The sequence below is a fragment of the Sphingobium sp. CECT 9361 genome, from assembly GCF_918741285.1.
Lineage (GTDB): Bacteria > Pseudomonadota > Alphaproteobacteria > Sphingomonadales > Sphingomonadaceae > Sphingobium.
The window spans coordinates 1-15,685 of record NZ_CAKKNC010000004.1; the positions used below are offsets into that span (position 1 = coordinate 1).

The following is a 15,685-nucleotide window of genomic DNA, read 5'->3' on the forward strand; positions in this document are numbered from 1 at the left end:
CGCCTCAGGATCGCCTCGCTGCCCGAGACGGTCGCCAATCCGCCCCTGCGCACCTTGATGGCGCACCCCAAGGACCATCTCTGGAAACAGGGGCTCGAAAGGCTCGCAAGCCCGACCCTCATCGTCTGGGGCGCCGAAGATCGCGTCCTACCGCTCGACGCCGGGTTCATCCTGCGCAAGCTCATCCCCAATGCCGACATGCACATCTTCTCCAAATGCGGCCACTGGGCACAATGGGAACGTCCCGACGAGTTCAACGCACTGGTGGATAACTTCGTTAATCACCAATAGCTGTTCTACGCTGAGCCAAATCACGCCCAAACCGGCGTGATCAATCATCATCAATGTATTTCCGATATATCTCGGCCCGCTTCGTATCATGTGAGCGAGCCGGTGATTGAATTGCGCCAGCTTCGCTACTTGATTGCGGCGGCCGAGGCGGGCAGCTTCAGTCGCGCGGCGCGCAGTATGAATATTAAGCAGGCCACCCTCAGCCGGCACGTCCTCGAAGTCGAGAAGCGCCTTGGTATGATGCTGTTCGACCGCAGAACGCGCGGCGCGACCTTGACGCCGAACGGCAAGACTTATCTGCGGACGGCCCAGCGTATCGTGAGGGAGTTTGAGGAGCTGAACGCTTGGGTCAGTGCTACAAAGAACGGCGAAATCGGCAAGCTGGCCGTGGGGTTCTACACGTCCTTCTCGGCCGGAAATCTGCGCGCCACCTTGAGCGAGTTCGGCGAACGCTATCCCGATGTGAAAGTGCGCGGATTCGAGCGCGACCGCGACTTGCTCCTTGCAGGAATCGAAAACGGTCTGCTCGATATCGCGATCATGATTGGCGACACACCTTATCCGGGGCTGATGAGCCGCTCCTTCTGGAGTGAACGCATATTGGTGGCGATACCGGAAGGCCACTCGCTTGCCGCACGCGACCGTATCCACTGGAGCGACCTGACCGGCGCACGCTTCCTGTTGACTGAGCGAGATCCCGGCCCGGAGACGCGCAACATGCTCTTGGGCAAGCTCGGGATGCCCGGCTACACGCCGGAGATCGACATGGACGACATCGGCCGTGACACGGTGCTGAGCGCCATCGCGCTTGGCGGACACATTTCGATCGTTGCGGAATCAGCGCTCGGCATTCAGGTGCCGGGAGTGGTCTTCCGCGAGATCCACGAAACCAACGGGCACATGCGGATCGGCTTTTCCGGCTATTGGCGCGAGGACAATGAGAACGCAGTGCTGCGCCGGTTCCTCGATTTCGTGGCCACGCGCTATTCGTTGCCGCCGATCCCTGCGCGGCCGTCCTCGCATCAGCAACCAGGAAAGGAGCCGTCATGACGCAAGGCAAGACACTCATCATCGTGCTGGTCACGCTCATCATCGGGTTCGGCGCGGGGTTCGTGCTGCGCCCGGTCATCAGCCCCGTCAGTCAGACGGCGGTCGGCACCGTCCCGACCGCACCGTCGGCCGAGGCGCGCGGAACACAGTATTTCGCGGCGCATCTGGATGAGGCGCGGCAAGTCGTGGCGCAATGCGCGGATGATTCGGCGCGCGGCGAGGAATGCGCGAATGCCCAGGCCGCTGTTACCGAGGCGGAAGGCCGAGCGCGCTTCAAGAAGTTCATGGGCAACTGAGGACCGCGCGGCCCATCAATTCCCCTGCGCGCGATGCCGGCGAAAGGCCCGGTCGGTTTCCATGAACCGGGCCAGCATCGGCGCGACCAGCTTTTCAGGCGGAACCGGCGGTCCCCCGGTCTCGCCCGCGAGCGCGGCGGCATAGGCGACAAGATCGCGGTGGATCGGCGCCGGCAGCTCCACGGTGAGCTTCACCGGCCTGTCGTCGGCCAGCGGCCCCAGCTTCAACTTCGTCATCGTGTCGCTCCAACAGGTTCGAGCACCAGGTCGCGGGTCAGAACGACCCGCAACGGATGGCCCGGCCGAATGGTGAGCGTCGGCTGCACGTTCAATTGCCGCCGCACGATCTGCTGGCCGGTCTGGTTGATGGTGTCCTGCGAGCCGCGGCGCAGCGCGCGGGTGAGGTCGTCGTCCTCGTCCGCGCCCAGCTCTGTGCCAACGCCGAGGAGTGTCGAGATGGCGGCAGCCTTGAGCAGATTGCCCCAATGCTGGTTCACGCGATCCTGCAAGCCGGCGAACCCGGCCGCGTCGGCGCCGGGCTGGCGCTCGAGAACGATCGAGCGGCCGTCCGGCAATATCAGCCGATCCCAGGCCAGCAGCACGCGGGTCTGCCCGGCGGCGATCTCGCTGTCATATTCGCCGATCAGGCGCGCGCCCTGCGGGATGAGGAGGATGCGGCCCGTGGGGCTGTCATAGACATTAGCCGTCACCTGGGCGGTGATCTGGCCGGGCAGGTCGGAACGGATGCCGGTGATGAGCGCGGCCGAGATGATGCTGCCGGCCTGCACGATGTTGGGCGATGCCGGAGCCGTAAGCCGCTCGACGCTCACCGTGCGCTGGCTGGACGCCTGGGCCATGAAGGCGCGCTTGGCGGCCTGGTCGCCCTGCGCCGTCTCGGCGGGTGGCGTGGCGGCAGGCGCTTCCGGCACAACCGCGATCTGCGGCATGGCCGCGCCCGCCCCTGCGGTCCCGCCGCCAAGGAACACGCCGCTCATGCGCGCGGCGTCGCGCTCCTGCTGGGCGCGCTGGCGGGCGGCCTCCTCGGCCTGAGCGCGGCCGTCGACCTGAGCGCCGACCGGCGGGACCGGCACATTCTCCCCCCGCTGTTGGGCCGAAACGATCGGGCGGCCGAGGTCGCCGGGAAGCGGAGGACCGAGCCGCGGCGCCTGGCCGTAATCCTTCGGCCCCGACGTAATCGTCTCGGCCGTGGCGCGGCTCTCGGTGCTGTAGAGTTCCTTCGCTTCCTCCTGGCCCGCAGGCTTGAGCGCATAGATCAGCGAGCCGCCTATGCCGAGGCCGGCGGCGACGCCGATGACGGCCAGCGCCTTGCGCGACAGGCGCATGACGCGGGGCGGGTCGCCCCGAAGCTGGAAGGCTTGGGGATCGGATCGTGCCGCTTGCGGCGCGGCCGGTTCGACGGGATCGCTCACGGCCGCCGCCCCCGTGCATGGTCGCGCACGATGCGGACACGCTGCTCGCTGCGCTTGTCGCCCAGGCGCAGCTCGGCGGCGGCGAACAGCCGATCCACCACCATATAGCGGCCCTGGACGCGGTAGTTGACCAACTCGGCGTCGCCGGCCGCGCCGGTCACGAACAGCGGCGGCATCTCGCCCTGCGAGATCCCGGCGGGAAACTCGATGAACACCTGGACGGAATCGTCGAAGGCGCGGACAGGCTTCCACGGCGCGCGGTCGCCTTCGATCCGGTAGCGGAAATTGAGCGCCGCCACGTTCACGCCGGTCGCCGCCGGCGCGGCGGATGCGGCGGCGGCGTTGCGCACCTGCAAGGCGATCAGGGCGTCGTGCGGATAGGTCCACGAGACCGACGCCATGTAGGTCGCGGCCGTGGCGCGCAGCTCCAGATGATAGGTGCGACGGTCGGTGTTGATGACGAGGTTGGTGGCGAGGTCGGACCGCGTTGGCTTCACGAGGATATGCACGCGGGCCGTGGCGCCGCTGCCGCTCACCGTGTCGCCGATGATCCAGCGCACGGTGTCACCGGCCGCGACCGGCCCGGCGCCCACAAGCTGTTCGCCCTCCTGCAACGCGATGTCCGTCACCTGGCCGGGCGCGGCATAGACCTGATAGAGCGCGCCGTCGGTCCAGGGATATTGCTGGATGGCGTTGAGGAAGCCGTCGCGCACCGGCTGCACGCGGGCGGCGGCGTTCGCCGCGCCGACGCGGCTGCGCGGATCGGCTGGCTCCGGCGGTGATGCGCTTTGCACCACCGGCTTCAACTGGCCGGGAAGCGGCAGCGGCTCGGGGATCGTCACGACCTCGACTACACGCGAGGGCTCTGCAGCGGGCGTCGCCGCGATCTCCACCGGCGGATCGTCATAGGTGATGGCGGGCGACTTCGCCGACGTAGTGGCGCAGCCGGCGAGCGCGGTGGCGGAGACCAGCAGGACCGCCGAGGCGGAGCGACGGAAAGGCGTGTGCGTCATTGCGACAGCTCCTTTGACCAGTTGAGGGCGTTGACGAAGACGCCGAGCGGATTCTTGCGCAGCGCGTCGGGCGTGCGCGGCGGCTGCACGACGATGGTGAGGATCGCGGACCAGCGTTCGGTGGCCGCGAGGCTGCCGTCCTGATAACGGCGCTCGGTCCAGGCGACGCGGAAGCTGTCGGGCGAGGCCCGGATGACGCTGGATACATCCACCGCGACCTGCACCTTGCCGACCTGCGTGAAAGGGTCGTTGCTGCGCGCATAGTCGTTGAGCGCCATCGCCCCGCGATCAGTCGTGAAGTCGTAGGCGCGTAGCCAGTTCTGGCGGACGATCACCGGATCGGCGGGGATTGCGCGGACCTGCTCGATGAAGCGGGCGAGATGGAACGCGATCTGCGGGTCGGTCGGGCGGTAGCCGGCGTCGGCCGGCGCGACCGCTTGCGCCTCGCCCAGCCGATCGACCTGCACCACCCAAGGCACGATATGCCCGCGGGCCGACTGCCAGATGATGCCGCCGGTGAGGCCGCCCGAAAGCGCCAGCGCACCGAAGAAGGCGAGCCGCCAGTTCTTCGCCTGCACGCGCGCCGAGCCGATGCGGTCATCCCAGACCTGCGCGGCGCGCTGGTAGGGCGTGACGGGTTCGGCGGTCTGGCCGTAGCGGATGGTGGGGCGTCGGAACATGGGTCAGTCCTTCTCTTTGATGTCGGGACCACCGCCGCCACCGTGGCTGTCGCCCGCCTTCATGGTGTGGGCGAGGACGGTCGCGCCGTGGGTCATCGACTGGCGGTGTTTCATCGCCGCCGCCCAAGCGGGCGCACCCGAGGCGCCGGCGGCAGAGGAAGTGGTCGCCGCTCCGGCGGTCGCGGCGGCGGGCGCGGGCCCGCCGGTGATCGTGCCGCCGCTGGCGGTGAAGCCGGCGCGGACGCCCGCGCGGAAATTGGCCTTCATCGCCTCGCCGCCCTTGGCGGCCGCCTTGCGCAAGGGGGAGAGGACTGCGTTCGCCGCGCTTCCCGCCGCCGCCTGGCCGACCGCGGACATACCGCCCGCGACTGCGCCCGCGCCGCTCTTGCCCAGGGAGCCGAGGCTGTAGGCGCTGGTCGCGCCGCCTGCCATCTGAGCGCCACCCCGCGCGGTGGCGCCGGTCATCCGGGCGGCCGCGCCGGCGGCGGAACCAACCGCTCCCACGCCGAGCCGTGCTGCGGCTGCGCCGCCGACCACGGCGCCCGCCGCCGCGAGCGCGGTGCCGGCTGCCGCGCCCGCGCCGAGCTGCGGGCCGCCCGAGACGATGCCGTTGGCGATGCCGGGGCCGAAGATGGCGAGGCCCAGCAGCGATAACGCGGCGAGCGCGATGGCCATGACCTGATTGATGTCGGGCGCGACACCGAGGTTCGCGCCGGTGAACTGGCCGAACAGCGTGGTGCCGATGCCGGTGATGACGGCGAGGACGAGCACCTTGATGCCGGTCGAGACGACATGGCCCAGCACGCGCTCGGCCATGAAGGCGGTCTTGTTGAAGAAGGCGAAGGGCAACAGGACGAAGCCGGCCAGCGTCACCAGCTTGAACTCGATCAACGTGATGAAGACCTGCACCGCGATGATGAAGAAGGCGAGCACCACGATCACCCAGGCGAGCAGCAGCACGAGGATCAGCGCCAGGTTCGAGAACACGGCCCACAGGTTGGAAAATTGGCCCGCCGCGTCCATCAGCGGCTTGCCGGCTTCAAGCCCCTTCGCGGCGATCATGCCGGGCTTCATGAAATCGGCGATCGACATCGCGCCGCCGCTGGCTTGGAGGCCGAGGCCCGCGAAGCTCTCGAAAACGATGGTGGCCAGGGTCGAGAAGTTGCCGATGATGAAGGCGAAGGTGCCGATATAGAGCGTCTTCTTGACGAGGCGCTGAAGCACGTCCTCGTCCGCGCCCCAGGCCCAGAACAGGCCGGCCAGCGTTACGTCGATAGCGATCAGCGTGGTCGAGAGGAACGCGACCTCGCCGCCGAGCAGCCCGAAACCGCTGTCGATGTAGCTTTGGAAAACGCCCAGGAAGGTGTCGATGACGCCGGTGTCGTTCATGGCACGAAGCCTTCTTCGGACGGCGACGCGCCGCCGTCGTGCTCTACGGCCGGGGCAACGTCGTCCTGGCGGAAGAAGCGGCGGCGGTTTGCGGCCCACGCCGCCTCGCAGCCGCTGTCCGGCATCGTGAGCGTGGCGCAGCGGTCCAACTCGCGGGCAAGCCGGTGCTGGCTTTCTTCCGCCGGCAAGGCGAGAGCCGGCGCGGGCGCCGGCTCATCGGGCCGGGTGACGGCGACGATCGCCACCGCCATCATCATGCCGGCCAGCGCCGCAATGCCCGCGATCTTCGCCGTGCGCGACATGGACGAGCCTCAATTGCCCATAAAGCGGCGGAACCGCTCGCGCCCCTCGGCCTCTTCTGCGGCCTGACGGGCGGATTGCAGCGCCTGCGCCCGGCCCTGCGCCGCGACCGCGGCGGTGAGGTCGGCGAGCTGCTGCGATTGCAGGGCGAGAAGCTGGTTGCCAGCCTGGGTCGCCTGAAGCGCGCCGGTCGCCGACTGGCTGGCCGAGACCAGCCCATCCATCGTCGTGCGCGCGCCCTCGATATTGCCGACCACGCCGGCCTGGACGCGCAGCGCGTCCTCGAACGCCCCGACGCTATCCTCCCAGCGCGCATTGGCGTTGGAGACCATCCGCGCGTGATCGCCGGTCAGCGCCGCGCCCTTATAGCGATCGGTGAACGCCTCCTGGACGTTCTGCACATCGTAGGCGATGCGCTGCGCTTCGCCGAGAAGCTGCTGGGTGCGCTGCACCTGCTGCTGCAACTGCTGGAGCGAGCTGAACGGCAGCGAGGTCAGGTTGCGCGCCTGGTTGATGAGGCTGGTCGCCTGGTTCTGGATTTGCTGGATCTGGTTGTTGATCTGCTGGAGCGACCGGGCGGCCGTCAGCACGTTCTGCGCATAGTTGGTGGGGTCATAGACGATGCCCCCGAACTGCGCGTGCGCGGGCACGGGTGCGATGGTCGGCGCGATGGCCAAGGCGGCGAAGACGCTGGCCACGAGGGCGCGGCGGGCGGGCGGCAGTTTCATGAGGAAATCTCCATGTCAGGCGTGAGAGGGAGTTCGGGCTGGCGGTCGGACACAGGTTCGGGCAGCAGCTCGACGGCCCAGGCGCAGCCGCGATGCCGCAGCCATTCAGCGGCGAAGGCGGATGTCCCGTAGGTTTCGATGATCTCGGCGATGGCGAGCTGGTCGGCCTTGGCCGAGGCGGCGGTGAAGGCCAGCGCGACCTCGCCCAGCCCCAGCTCGAACAGCCGGTTGCCGCGCCGCGACTGGCAGTAATAATCGCGCTTGGGCGTCGCCCGGCTGAGGATTTCGATCTGGCGGTCGTTGAGTCCGAACCGCTCGTAGATCGCCGCGATCTGCGGCTCGGCCGCGCGCTCGTTGGGCAGGAAGATGCGCGTCGGGCAGCTCTCGATGATGGCCGGCGCGATACTGCTGGTCTCGATGTCGGCGAGGCTCTGTGTCGCGAACACGACGCTGGCGTTCTTCTTGCGCAGCGTCTTCAGCCACTCGCGGAGCTGGGCGGCGAAGTCCGGGCTGTCGAGGACAAGCCAGCCCTCGTCGATGATAATGAGCGTGGGGCGTCCGTCCAGCCGGCCTTCGACCCGGTGGAACAGATAGGACAGCACGGCCGCGGCCGATCCGGCGCCGACCAGGCCCTCGGTCTCGAACACTTGCACATCGGCTGCGCCCAGCCGCTCGGCCTCGGCGTCGAGCAACCGGCCCCACGGCCCGCCGATGCAATAGGACGCGAGCGCCTGCTTGAGCTGCTGCGACTGGAGCAGCACGGCCAGGCCCGTCAGGGTGCGCTCCGACATGGGCGCCGACGCCAGTGAACCCAGGGCCGACCAGATATGCTCCTTGGCCTGGGGATCGACCGCGACGCCTTCGGACGCGAAGATCGCCGCCAGCCATTCGGCGGCCCAGGCGCGTTCGGCGGGATCGTCGATATGGGCGAGCGGCTGGAGCTGCACGCCATCGCCCGCCTCGTCGGCAAGCATCCCGCCCAAGTCCTGCCAGTCGCCGCCCATGCCGATCGCGGCGGCGCGGATGCTTCCGCCGAAATCGAAGGCGAAGACCTGTGCGCCTTCGTAGCGGCGGAACTGCATCGCCATCAGGGCGAGCAGCACGGACTTGCCCGCGCCGGTCGGGCCGACGATCAGCGTGTGGCCGACGTCGCCGACATGAAGGGAAAACCGGAACGGGGTCGAGCCTTCGGTCTTGCCGTGGAGCAAGGGGGGCGCACCGAAATGCTCGTCCCGTTCCGGCCCCGCCCATACCGCTGACAGGGGGATCAGGTGGGCGAGATTGACGGTGGAGACCGGGGGTTGGCGGACATTGGCGTAGGTGTGGCCGGGTAGGCTTCCCAGCCATGCCTCGATCGCGTTCATCCCCTCGGGAATGACGGTGAAGTCGCGGCCCTGGATGATCTTCTCGACCAGCCGCAACTTCTCGGCCGCGATGGCGGGATCGCGATCCCACACCGTCACCGTCGCGGTGACATAGGCCATCCCCGCATAGTCGGCGCCCAGCTCCTGCAGGGCGGTGTCGGCGTCGGCGGCCTTGTTCGAGGCGTCGCTGTCGAGCAGCGTGCTCGCCTCGTTGGTCATCACTTCCTTGAGGATCGCTGCGACGGACTTGCGCTTGGCGAACCACTCGCGACGGATGCGGGTGAGCAGCCTGGTCGCGTCAGTCTTGTCGAGCATGATCGCGCGGGTGGACCAGCGATACTCGAACGCCAGCCGGTTCAGCTCGTCGAGCAGGCCGGGAAAGGTGACGCTCGGAAAGCCGATGATGGTCAGCGTGCGCAGATGATGGTCGCCCAGGCGGGGCTCCAGCCCGCCGGTTAACGGTTCGTCGGCGAGCAGCGCGTCCAAGTGCATCGGGGTTTCCGGCACGCGCACGCGCTGCCGCCGGGTCGAGATCGTGCTGTGCAGATAGGTCAGGGTCTCGGCGTCATCGAGCCAGCGGACCTCGGGCACGAAGCCTTCGACCAGGTTGAGCACCCGGTCGCTGCGGTCGCTGAAGCCCTTGAGCAGCTCCCACGGATCGACGCCCGTATTCGCGCGGCCCTCGTAGAGCCAGGCTTCGGCCCGCGCGGCGTCCTCGGCCGGCGGCATCCACAGCAGCGTCAGATAATAGGCGCTCTCGAAATGCGCGCCTTCCTCGCGGAACTGTTCGAGCCGCTCCATATCGACCAGCGCCGACACCGGATCGGGAAACTCCGAGTCCGGGTAGTCGCGCGCCGGCGTGCGCTGCGCCTCGACGAAGATCGCCCAGCCCGAGCCCAGGCGGCGCAGCGAATTGTTGAGCCGCGCCGTGGTGGCGACCAACTCGGCGGGCGTGGCGCTGTCGAGATCGGGGCCGCGGAAACGGGCCGTGCGCTGGAACGAGCCGTCCTTGTTGAGGACGACGCCCTCGGCGATCAGCGCTGCCCAAGGCAGGAAGTCGGCCAGGTGGGCGGCTTTGCTGCGGTATTCGCGCAAGCTCATCATGGCTGCATCCAGCTCGGATAACGGAGGTGGCGGCGGGCCACGTCCACGAATTGCGGATCGCGGCGCACGGCCCAGACGGACAGCGCATGGCCGATCACCCAGATGACGAGGCCGGCGATCCAGAGGCGCAGGCCGAGGCCAATCGCGCCCGCCAGCGTGCCGTTGACGATGGCGAGCGCGCGTGGGGCGCCGCCGAGCAGGATCGGCTCGGTCAGCGCCCGGTGGACGGGGGCATAAAAGCCCGCGATCGGCTCGGCTGTGTCCATCAGACCAGCGCCCCGCCGCCAAACGAGAAGAACGACAGGAAGAAGCTCGACGCGGCGAACGCGATCGACAGGCCGAACACGATCTGAATAAGCTTCCGCGCGCCGCCCGACGTGTCGCCGAAGGCGAGCGTCAGTCCGGTGATGATAATAATCAGCACCGCTATGATCTTGGCGACCGGGCCCTCGATGCTTTCGAGGATCGACTGGAGCGGGGCTTCCCACGGCATCGACGATCCGCCCGCATGGGCCGGAACGGCGAAGGTTAGCGCGACGACGCTCGTAGTGGCGGCAAGCATGGCGCGGCGTGCGCCATGCCGAAAGGCATGGATCATGGCAGGTCTCCCGGTTGGGTGGTGGAAAGCGGCGTGAGGCGGTAGTCGCCGGTGGCCGGGTCGAGCCCTTCGACGCGGGCCAGCTCGGAGAGCCGGCGGCCGTGTCCGTCGCGGACCAGCACGGCGATGAGGTCGATGGTCTCGCCCAGCAGCGCGCGCGGGACCGTCACAACGGCCTCCTGAATGAGCTGCTCCATACGGCGCAGCGCCCCGAGCGCGGTCCCGGCGTGGATCGTGCCGATGCCGCCCGGATGTCCGGTGCCCCACGCTTTGAGGAGGTCCAGCGCCTCGGCGCCACGCACCTCGCCGATGGGGATGCGGTCGGGCCGCAAGCGCAGCGATGACCGAACGAGATCTGACAGCGAGACGACGCCATCCTTCGTGCGCATGGCGACCAGGTTGGGCGCGGCGCATTGTAGCTCGCGCGTGTCCTCGATCAGGACGATGCGGTCGGTGGTCTTGGCGACCTCGGCGAGCAGCGCGTTGACCAGCGTGGTCTTGCCGCTGCCGGTGCCGCCCGCGACGAGGATGTTCGCGCGGGATTCGACACCGTGCCGCAACGCCTCGGCCGCAGCCGGCGACATGATCCCGGCCGCCGCATAGTCGCCGAGCGTGAAGACGGCGACGGCGGGCTTGCGGATCGCGAAGGCCGGGGCCGCGACAACAGGCGGCAGCAATCCCTCGAACCGCTCGCCCCCCTCGGGCAGCTCCGCCGAGACACGGGGACTGCGAGCATGAACCTCGACGCCGACATGATGCGCGACCAGGCGCACGATGCGCTCGCCATCCGCGGCGGTTAGCGTCATGCCGGTGTCGCTGATGCCTTTGCCAAGCCGATCGACCCACAGCCGACCATCGGGGTTCAGCATCACCTCGATGACGGCGGGATCGTCGAGCCAGCCCGCGATCGACGGTCCCAGCGCCGTGCGCAGCATCCGCGCGCCGCGTGTCCTGGCCTCGGAACGGATCGGTTGGACGGTCAAGTGAAGGCCCCTGAAATGGGCCGGGCGTACCGCCGCCCGGCGTCAGGGGCACATCAAGAGAGACAGCAAAGGCCAGGATTCAACAAGTAAATGCGGACGTCGTAGTCTGGCGAAGAAAGACAGGGAGCGGCGTAGGCGGCTCATTCTTCTTGAGGCGGCAAGTCTTCGCTGATCTCCTGCCGGACTCTCGGACCTTTCGCGAGTCGACGGCCCAACGCCTCCATGAAAGCGTCGTAGCGATCACCGCCCTGGCGGCGCATGGCGGCCCGCTCCGCTTCGGGCGGCGGCGGCGTGTTCGACAGCCAGAAGCGCACGAACAGCGCAATCATCTCGACACCGATCCCCACGTCACGCTCCAGCCGGGTCGTGCGCCGGTCCAGCCGGTCGAGCCGCTTGGCGATGGCTGCTTCGCGCTGCTCGTCGGCGTCGGGCGACAGGAATGAGGCGATGGCGGCCTCGGCGACCAGGGAGCGGGATTTGCCGCGCCGGTCGGCATAGGCCGCGAGCGCGTTCATCAGCTCGGGGTCGAGATAGACCGAGAACGGCGTCTTGGTGCTCATAGCTCGATGCCGTCGCCGGGATCGAGCGACGCCCTCTGTGCGAGCCCCTGCATCTGGCGACGCACCGCCGCCTGCCGCGCCGCGTCGGTGTCGGTGTCGGCCTCGATTTCGTCCAGCTCGAACTCGTTGGCGGGCGCAGGCTTGGGCGGGGGCGCAACGTCGATATGGCGTTCCATGTCGGGCTGGCGGCGCAGGCCCGTATTCGCCGCGTCCTCATCCTCGCCGGCGGTCTCGTGCGGCTGGTCCTGCTGCGGCTGTTCGGGTTCCGGCGGCGCAGCGATCGGGGACAAGCCGCTCCAGTCGTCGGGACGTGGCTTGCCAGCGCCGGCCTTCACGCCCGGCGGCGGTAGCACCCTTTCGGTGAACCGCCGGTCCTTATAGTAGCGGACCTTCTTCGCCCGGATCGGCGCGATGCCCGCGACCATGACGATCTCGTCGTCGGGCGGGAGCTGCATCACTTCGCCGGGGGTCAGGAGCTGGCGGGCGGTCTCGGAGCGCGACACCATCAAATGCCCGAGCCAGGGCGAGAGGCGATGCCCGGCGTAATTCTTCATCGCCCGCATCTCGGTCGCGGTGCCCAGCGCGTCCGATATGCGCTTGGCGGTGCGCTCGTCATTGGTGGCGAACGACACCCGCACATGGCAGTTGTCGAGGATCGCGTTGTTCGGCCCATAAGCCTTTTCGATCTGGTTGAGGCTCTGCGCGATCAGGAAGCTCTGGATGCCGTAGCCGGCCATGAACGCCAGCGCGCTCTCGAAGAAGTCGAGCCGCCCCAGCGCGGGAAACTCGTCGAGCATCAAGAGCAGGCGATGGCGCGATTGCCGCGCCTGCAAATCCTCCGTCAACCGCCGTCCGATCTGGTTGAGGATGAGGCGGATGAGCGGCTTGGTGCGCGAGATGTCGGACGGCGGCACGACGAGGTAGAGCGTCGCCGGCCGCTCGTCCTCGACCAGATCCTTTATGCGCCACTGGCAGGTCCGCGTGACCTGCGCGACGACGGGATCGCGGTAGAGGCCCAGGAACGACATGGCGGTGGACAGCACGCCGGATCGCTCGTTGGCGGATTTGTTCAGCAGCTCGCGTGCAGCGCTGGCGACGACGGGATGCACACCGGCTTCGCCCAGGTGCGGCGTCGTCATCATGGCATGTAGCGTGGACTCGATGGGCTGGCGCGGGTCCGACAGGAAGGCGGCGACACCGGCCAGCGTCTTGTCCTCGCCCGCATAGAGGATATGGAGGATCGCGCCCACCAGCAGCGCGTGGGAGGTTTTTTCCCAATGATTGCGCTTCTCCAAACTCCCTTCGGGATCGACCAGCACATCGGCGACATTCTGCACGTCGCGCACTTCCCAGGCGCCCTTTCGGATTTCGAGCAGCGGGTTGTAGGCGGCCGACGCGGCGTTGGTCGGATCGAACAGCAGGACGCGCGCGTGCTGTGCGCGGAAGCCGGCGGTGAGCTGCCAGTTCTCGCCTTTGATGTCATGGACGATGGCGGAGCCCGGCCAGGTGAGCAGCGTCGGCACGACCAGGCCGACACCCTTGCCTGATCGCGTCGGCGCGAAGCACAGCACATGCTCGGGGCCATCATGCCGCAGATAGTCGGGCCCGAGCCGCCCGAGCATGACGCCGTTCGGCCCGAGCAGCCCGGCTGCGCCGACTTCCTTGCGCGCCGCCCAGCGCGCCGAGCCGTAGGTCTGGGCGTTCTTCAGCTCGCGTGCCCGCCATACCGACATAGCGATGGCGACGACGATCGCGGCGAACCCGCCAGAGGCGGCGATGAAGGCGCCGGTCTGGAATATCTCCGGCGCATAGGCGTCGAACGAAAACCACCACCAAAAGAAGGCCGGCGGCGGATAGACGGGCAAGTCGCCGAGCCTGAACCAGGGCGGGCCGAGTTTCGGCTGATAGGCCAGCGCCGCGGCCGTCCACTGCGTCGCCGCCCAGACCGCGGCGAGCACGATCAGAAAGACGGTGATGACCTGGCCCCATAGAATCTTGGTTGCGGACATGAACTATCTCCTTTGCCGGCTCACAGGCCGAGCCCCCGGCCGCGCCCGAGCGACCAGTCCACGCCGCCGTCGCCGCGCATGACGCCCGAGATGTGCTTGCCGATCTGGCGGTCGAGCGAGGGGGACCAGGGCACGAGCTGGAAGCCGAGGCCGTTGTCGATCATGGCGAAGCGGCCCGAGGCCAGCGTCAGGCGCTGGCGCACGGTGCCGGCGACATACTCTCCGGCCTTGGACGGTGTGTGCCGCAGGCCGATCTCGGCCGACAAGTCCTTAGCGGTCGTGTCCAGCTCGCGCCGTTTGAGCGTGTCGAGCAAGTTGCGGGCGAAGATGATCCGCTGCCCCTGCCGCCGCGCCAGCTGCTCGTCGGCGAGATGTTCGGCGCGCGCCTCCATCGCGGCGCGCACCTCAGTCCCGAACCCGCCGCCAAGATCGCGGCCATCACCCGACAGGTTGCGGCGGTCGAGCCAGGTGGCGCCCGGCGCGCGGACCTGCGCCGACAAGTCCATGTCCGAGCGCACGGCCAGCGCCACCCGCCGCCGGCCCTTACGATCCTCGAAATGGCGCAGCTCGACGATCGCGCCAGGCCTGCAATCGCCGGTCGCCTCGATGTCGGAAAAGCGGATGTGGTGGGTGCGCCCGTCGATGCCGTCCACGATCGCGTAGCCGCCGCCGGTCAGCTCGTCATGCAGGCCGCGATCGACCAGCCTGCCGACGACGGGCTGGGCGGGATCGGCGTCGAGCACGTAGCTGGCGGCGCCCCGGTCGATGCCGCGGTCGCTCATCGCCTTGTGCATCCGCTTGATGATGTCGCCGCGCTCGGTCAGCTCGCGCAAGCCGGCCTGCGCATCGCCCGCCAGCGTCCACTGGCCGGGCGCGATCTCGCTGGCGAGGCCGAGACCTTCCAGCTTGCGCAGCCGTCCCATCCGCAGCGTGTGTTCGCCGTCCGGCCGAACGCCCGGCTCGGGCGCCATGTTGATTACGCCATCCCGCTGCAGGGTGCGTGATAGATCGCGGTCGATCTCGGTCCAGCGTTCCGCCTCGACCTGACGCTCCAGCGATTGCCGGATGTCGAGGTCGCTGCGCAGGCCCAGCTCGCGGGTGACGATCTCGCGCGCCTGCGCTCGCAGTCCCTCGCCGATATAGTCGCGCGAGATGACGAGGTTCTGCCCGTCCTCGCCGACGCCGCGCACGATGATGTGGACGTGGGGATTGTCGGTGTTCCAGTGCTCGACGGCCCGCCAGTTCAGGCGCGTGCCGAGATCCTTTTCCATCCGCGTCATCAGTTCGCGGGTGAAGCCCTTGAGGTCGCGCACCTGCTCCGCGTCCTCGGGCGAGACGATGAAGCGGAAATGGTGCCGGTCGTTCTCGCAGCGTGCCGCGAACGCGTTGCGGTCCAGGCCCTCGGCCTCGGCGCCGAACAACACGCCCTTCTCGCCGTCGCGGGTGACGCCATCGCGTTGCAAATAGTTGAGGTGGGCCGCAAGCGAGGCGCGGCCGCCATGCCGGACGACGCGGGCTTTGACGATGACTTGGCGCGATCGGTGGCCGAGCCGATGGGTGGCGCGCAGGCTGGCGACCCGGCCCCGCCCGAAGGTCGAGCGGCCGGGCGCGATGATCCGGCCCCGGCGCGAGACATGGCCGCCGGCGCGCTGGGCGGCGACGAGCGCCTGGGCGATGATAGGCAGCGCGCGCTGGCCGCCGCGCGAACGGATGCGACCTAGCCGAATGCGGAAATCGTCGTCGCCGCTCATGGCGCGAGGCTCCGCAATGTGCGGAAAACCGTGATGTTTGCTGGTGTTCGGCGCTCGCCGCACATTGCGCGTTTCGCGCGCACATTGCGCAGCAGTGGCCAAAAGCCTTGAGTATCAAGGCTCCGACCGGGGCAAAATG

17 protein-coding genes are annotated in these 15,685 nt (G+C 68.5%); 3 read left to right on the plus strand and 14 right to left on the minus strand.

Annotation, left to right across the window (positions count from 1 at the left end):
* The 3 genes from LQ220_RS08005 to LQ220_RS08015 form a co-directional block, all read left to right on the plus strand.
* Positions 1–291: alpha/beta fold hydrolase (locus tag LQ220_RS08005; protein ID WP_230187797.1), on the plus strand; the 291-nt coding region annotated here is incomplete at its 5' end.
* A 102-nt stretch (positions 292–393) separates the two neighbouring features.
* Positions 394–1,341 carry a LysR family transcriptional regulator gene (locus LQ220_RS08010; protein WP_176592429.1) on the plus strand — a complete coding sequence of 316 codons (948 nt, stop codon included), beginning with the start codon at positions 394–396 and terminating at the stop codon, positions 1,339–1,341.
* Complete coding sequence (locus LQ220_RS08015; protein ID WP_176592430.1) at positions 1,338–1,637, plus strand: hypothetical protein; 300 nt, start codon at positions 1,338–1,340, stop codon at positions 1,635–1,637. The genes LQ220_RS08010 and LQ220_RS08015 overlap by 4 nt, the downstream gene beginning before the upstream one ends.
* A gap of 15 nt (positions 1,638–1,652) precedes the next feature.
* On the opposite strand, the gene LQ220_RS08020 is transcribed toward LQ220_RS08015, so the two are convergent.
* The 14 genes from LQ220_RS08020 to LQ220_RS08085 form a co-directional block, all read right to left on the minus strand.
* The gene (locus LQ220_RS08020) at positions 1,653–1,874 is read right to left on the minus strand and encodes a DUF2274 domain-containing protein (RefSeq protein WP_176592431.1); all 222 of its coding nucleotides are present in this window, start codon (positions 1,872–1,874) and stop codon (positions 1,653–1,655) included.
* Positions 1,871–3,067: a TrbI/VirB10 family protein gene (locus LQ220_RS08025; RefSeq protein ID WP_176592432.1), complete on the minus strand. Its 1,197-nt coding sequence runs from the start codon at positions 3,065–3,067 to the stop codon at positions 1,871–1,873. Before LQ220_RS08025 ends, LQ220_RS08020 begins: the two co-directional genes overlap by 4 nt.
* On the minus strand, positions 3,064–4,080 hold the full coding sequence (gene trbG, locus LQ220_RS08030) for a P-type conjugative transfer protein TrbG (protein ID WP_230187798.1): 1,017 nt from the start codon (positions 4,078–4,080) through the stop codon (positions 3,064–3,066). Before trbG ends, LQ220_RS08025 begins: the two co-directional genes overlap by 4 nt.
* On the minus strand, positions 4,077–4,760 hold the full coding sequence (trbF, locus tag LQ220_RS08035) for a conjugal transfer protein TrbF (protein WP_176597263.1): 684 nt from the start codon (positions 4,758–4,760) through the stop codon (positions 4,077–4,079). The genes trbG and trbF overlap by 4 nt, the downstream gene beginning before the upstream one ends.
* A gap of 3 nt (positions 4,761–4,763) precedes the next feature.
* Positions 4,764–6,149 (minus strand): P-type conjugative transfer protein TrbL, encoded by a 1,386-nt coding sequence (gene trbL, locus LQ220_RS08040; protein ID WP_230187799.1) that lies wholly within the window; start codon positions 6,147–6,149, stop codon positions 4,764–4,766.
* A complete protein-coding gene (gene trbK-alt / locus LQ220_RS08045; RefSeq protein ID WP_230187800.1) occupies positions 6,146–6,451 on the minus strand; it encodes a putative entry exclusion protein TrbK-alt in 306 nt (101 codons plus the stop codon). Before trbK-alt ends, trbL begins: the two co-directional genes overlap by 4 nt.
* A gap of 9 nt (positions 6,452–6,460) precedes the next feature.
* Positions 6,461–7,177, minus strand: coding sequence for a P-type conjugative transfer protein TrbJ (trbJ, locus tag LQ220_RS08050; protein ID WP_230187801.1), 717 nt, complete (start codon positions 7,175–7,177; stop codon positions 6,461–6,463).
* Positions 7,174–9,645, minus strand: a complete 2,472-nt coding sequence (gene trbE / locus LQ220_RS08055; protein WP_176592438.1) for a conjugal transfer protein TrbE — start codon at positions 9,643–9,645, stop codon at positions 7,174–7,176. Before trbE ends, trbJ begins: the two co-directional genes overlap by 4 nt.
* Positions 9,642–9,911 carry a VirB3 family type IV secretion system protein gene (locus LQ220_RS08060; protein ID WP_176597267.1) on the minus strand — a complete coding sequence of 90 codons (270 nt, stop codon included), beginning with the start codon at positions 9,909–9,911 and terminating at the stop codon, positions 9,642–9,644. The genes trbE and LQ220_RS08060 overlap by 4 nt, the downstream gene beginning before the upstream one ends.
* Positions 9,911–10,207 (minus strand): TrbC/VirB2 family protein, encoded by a 297-nt coding sequence (locus LQ220_RS08065; RefSeq protein WP_230188009.1) that lies wholly within the window; start codon positions 10,205–10,207, stop codon positions 9,911–9,913. The genes LQ220_RS08060 and LQ220_RS08065 overlap by 1 nt, the downstream gene beginning before the upstream one ends.
* Before the next feature lie 32 nt (positions 10,208–10,239).
* The gene (gene trbB / locus LQ220_RS08070) at positions 10,240–11,226 is read right to left on the minus strand and encodes a P-type conjugative transfer ATPase TrbB (RefSeq protein WP_176592441.1); all 987 of its coding nucleotides are present in this window, start codon (positions 11,224–11,226) and stop codon (positions 10,240–10,242) included.
* 140 nt (positions 11,227–11,366) lie between these two features.
* Positions 11,367–11,786, minus strand: a complete 420-nt coding sequence (locus tag LQ220_RS08075; protein WP_176592442.1) for a ribbon-helix-helix protein, CopG family — start codon at positions 11,784–11,786, stop codon at positions 11,367–11,369.
* On the minus strand, positions 11,783–13,795 hold the full coding sequence (locus tag LQ220_RS08080) for a conjugal transfer protein TraG (protein ID WP_230187802.1): 2,013 nt from the start codon (positions 13,793–13,795) through the stop codon (positions 11,783–11,785). Before LQ220_RS08080 ends, LQ220_RS08075 begins: the two co-directional genes overlap by 4 nt.
* 20 nt (positions 13,796–13,815) lie before the next feature.
* The gene (locus tag LQ220_RS08085; protein ID WP_230187803.1) at positions 13,816–15,546 is read right to left on the minus strand and encodes a VirD2 family relaxase/mobilization nuclease; all 1,731 of its coding nucleotides are present in this window, start codon (positions 15,544–15,546) and stop codon (positions 13,816–13,818) included.
* Between the last annotated feature and the right edge of the window lie 139 nt (positions 15,547–15,685).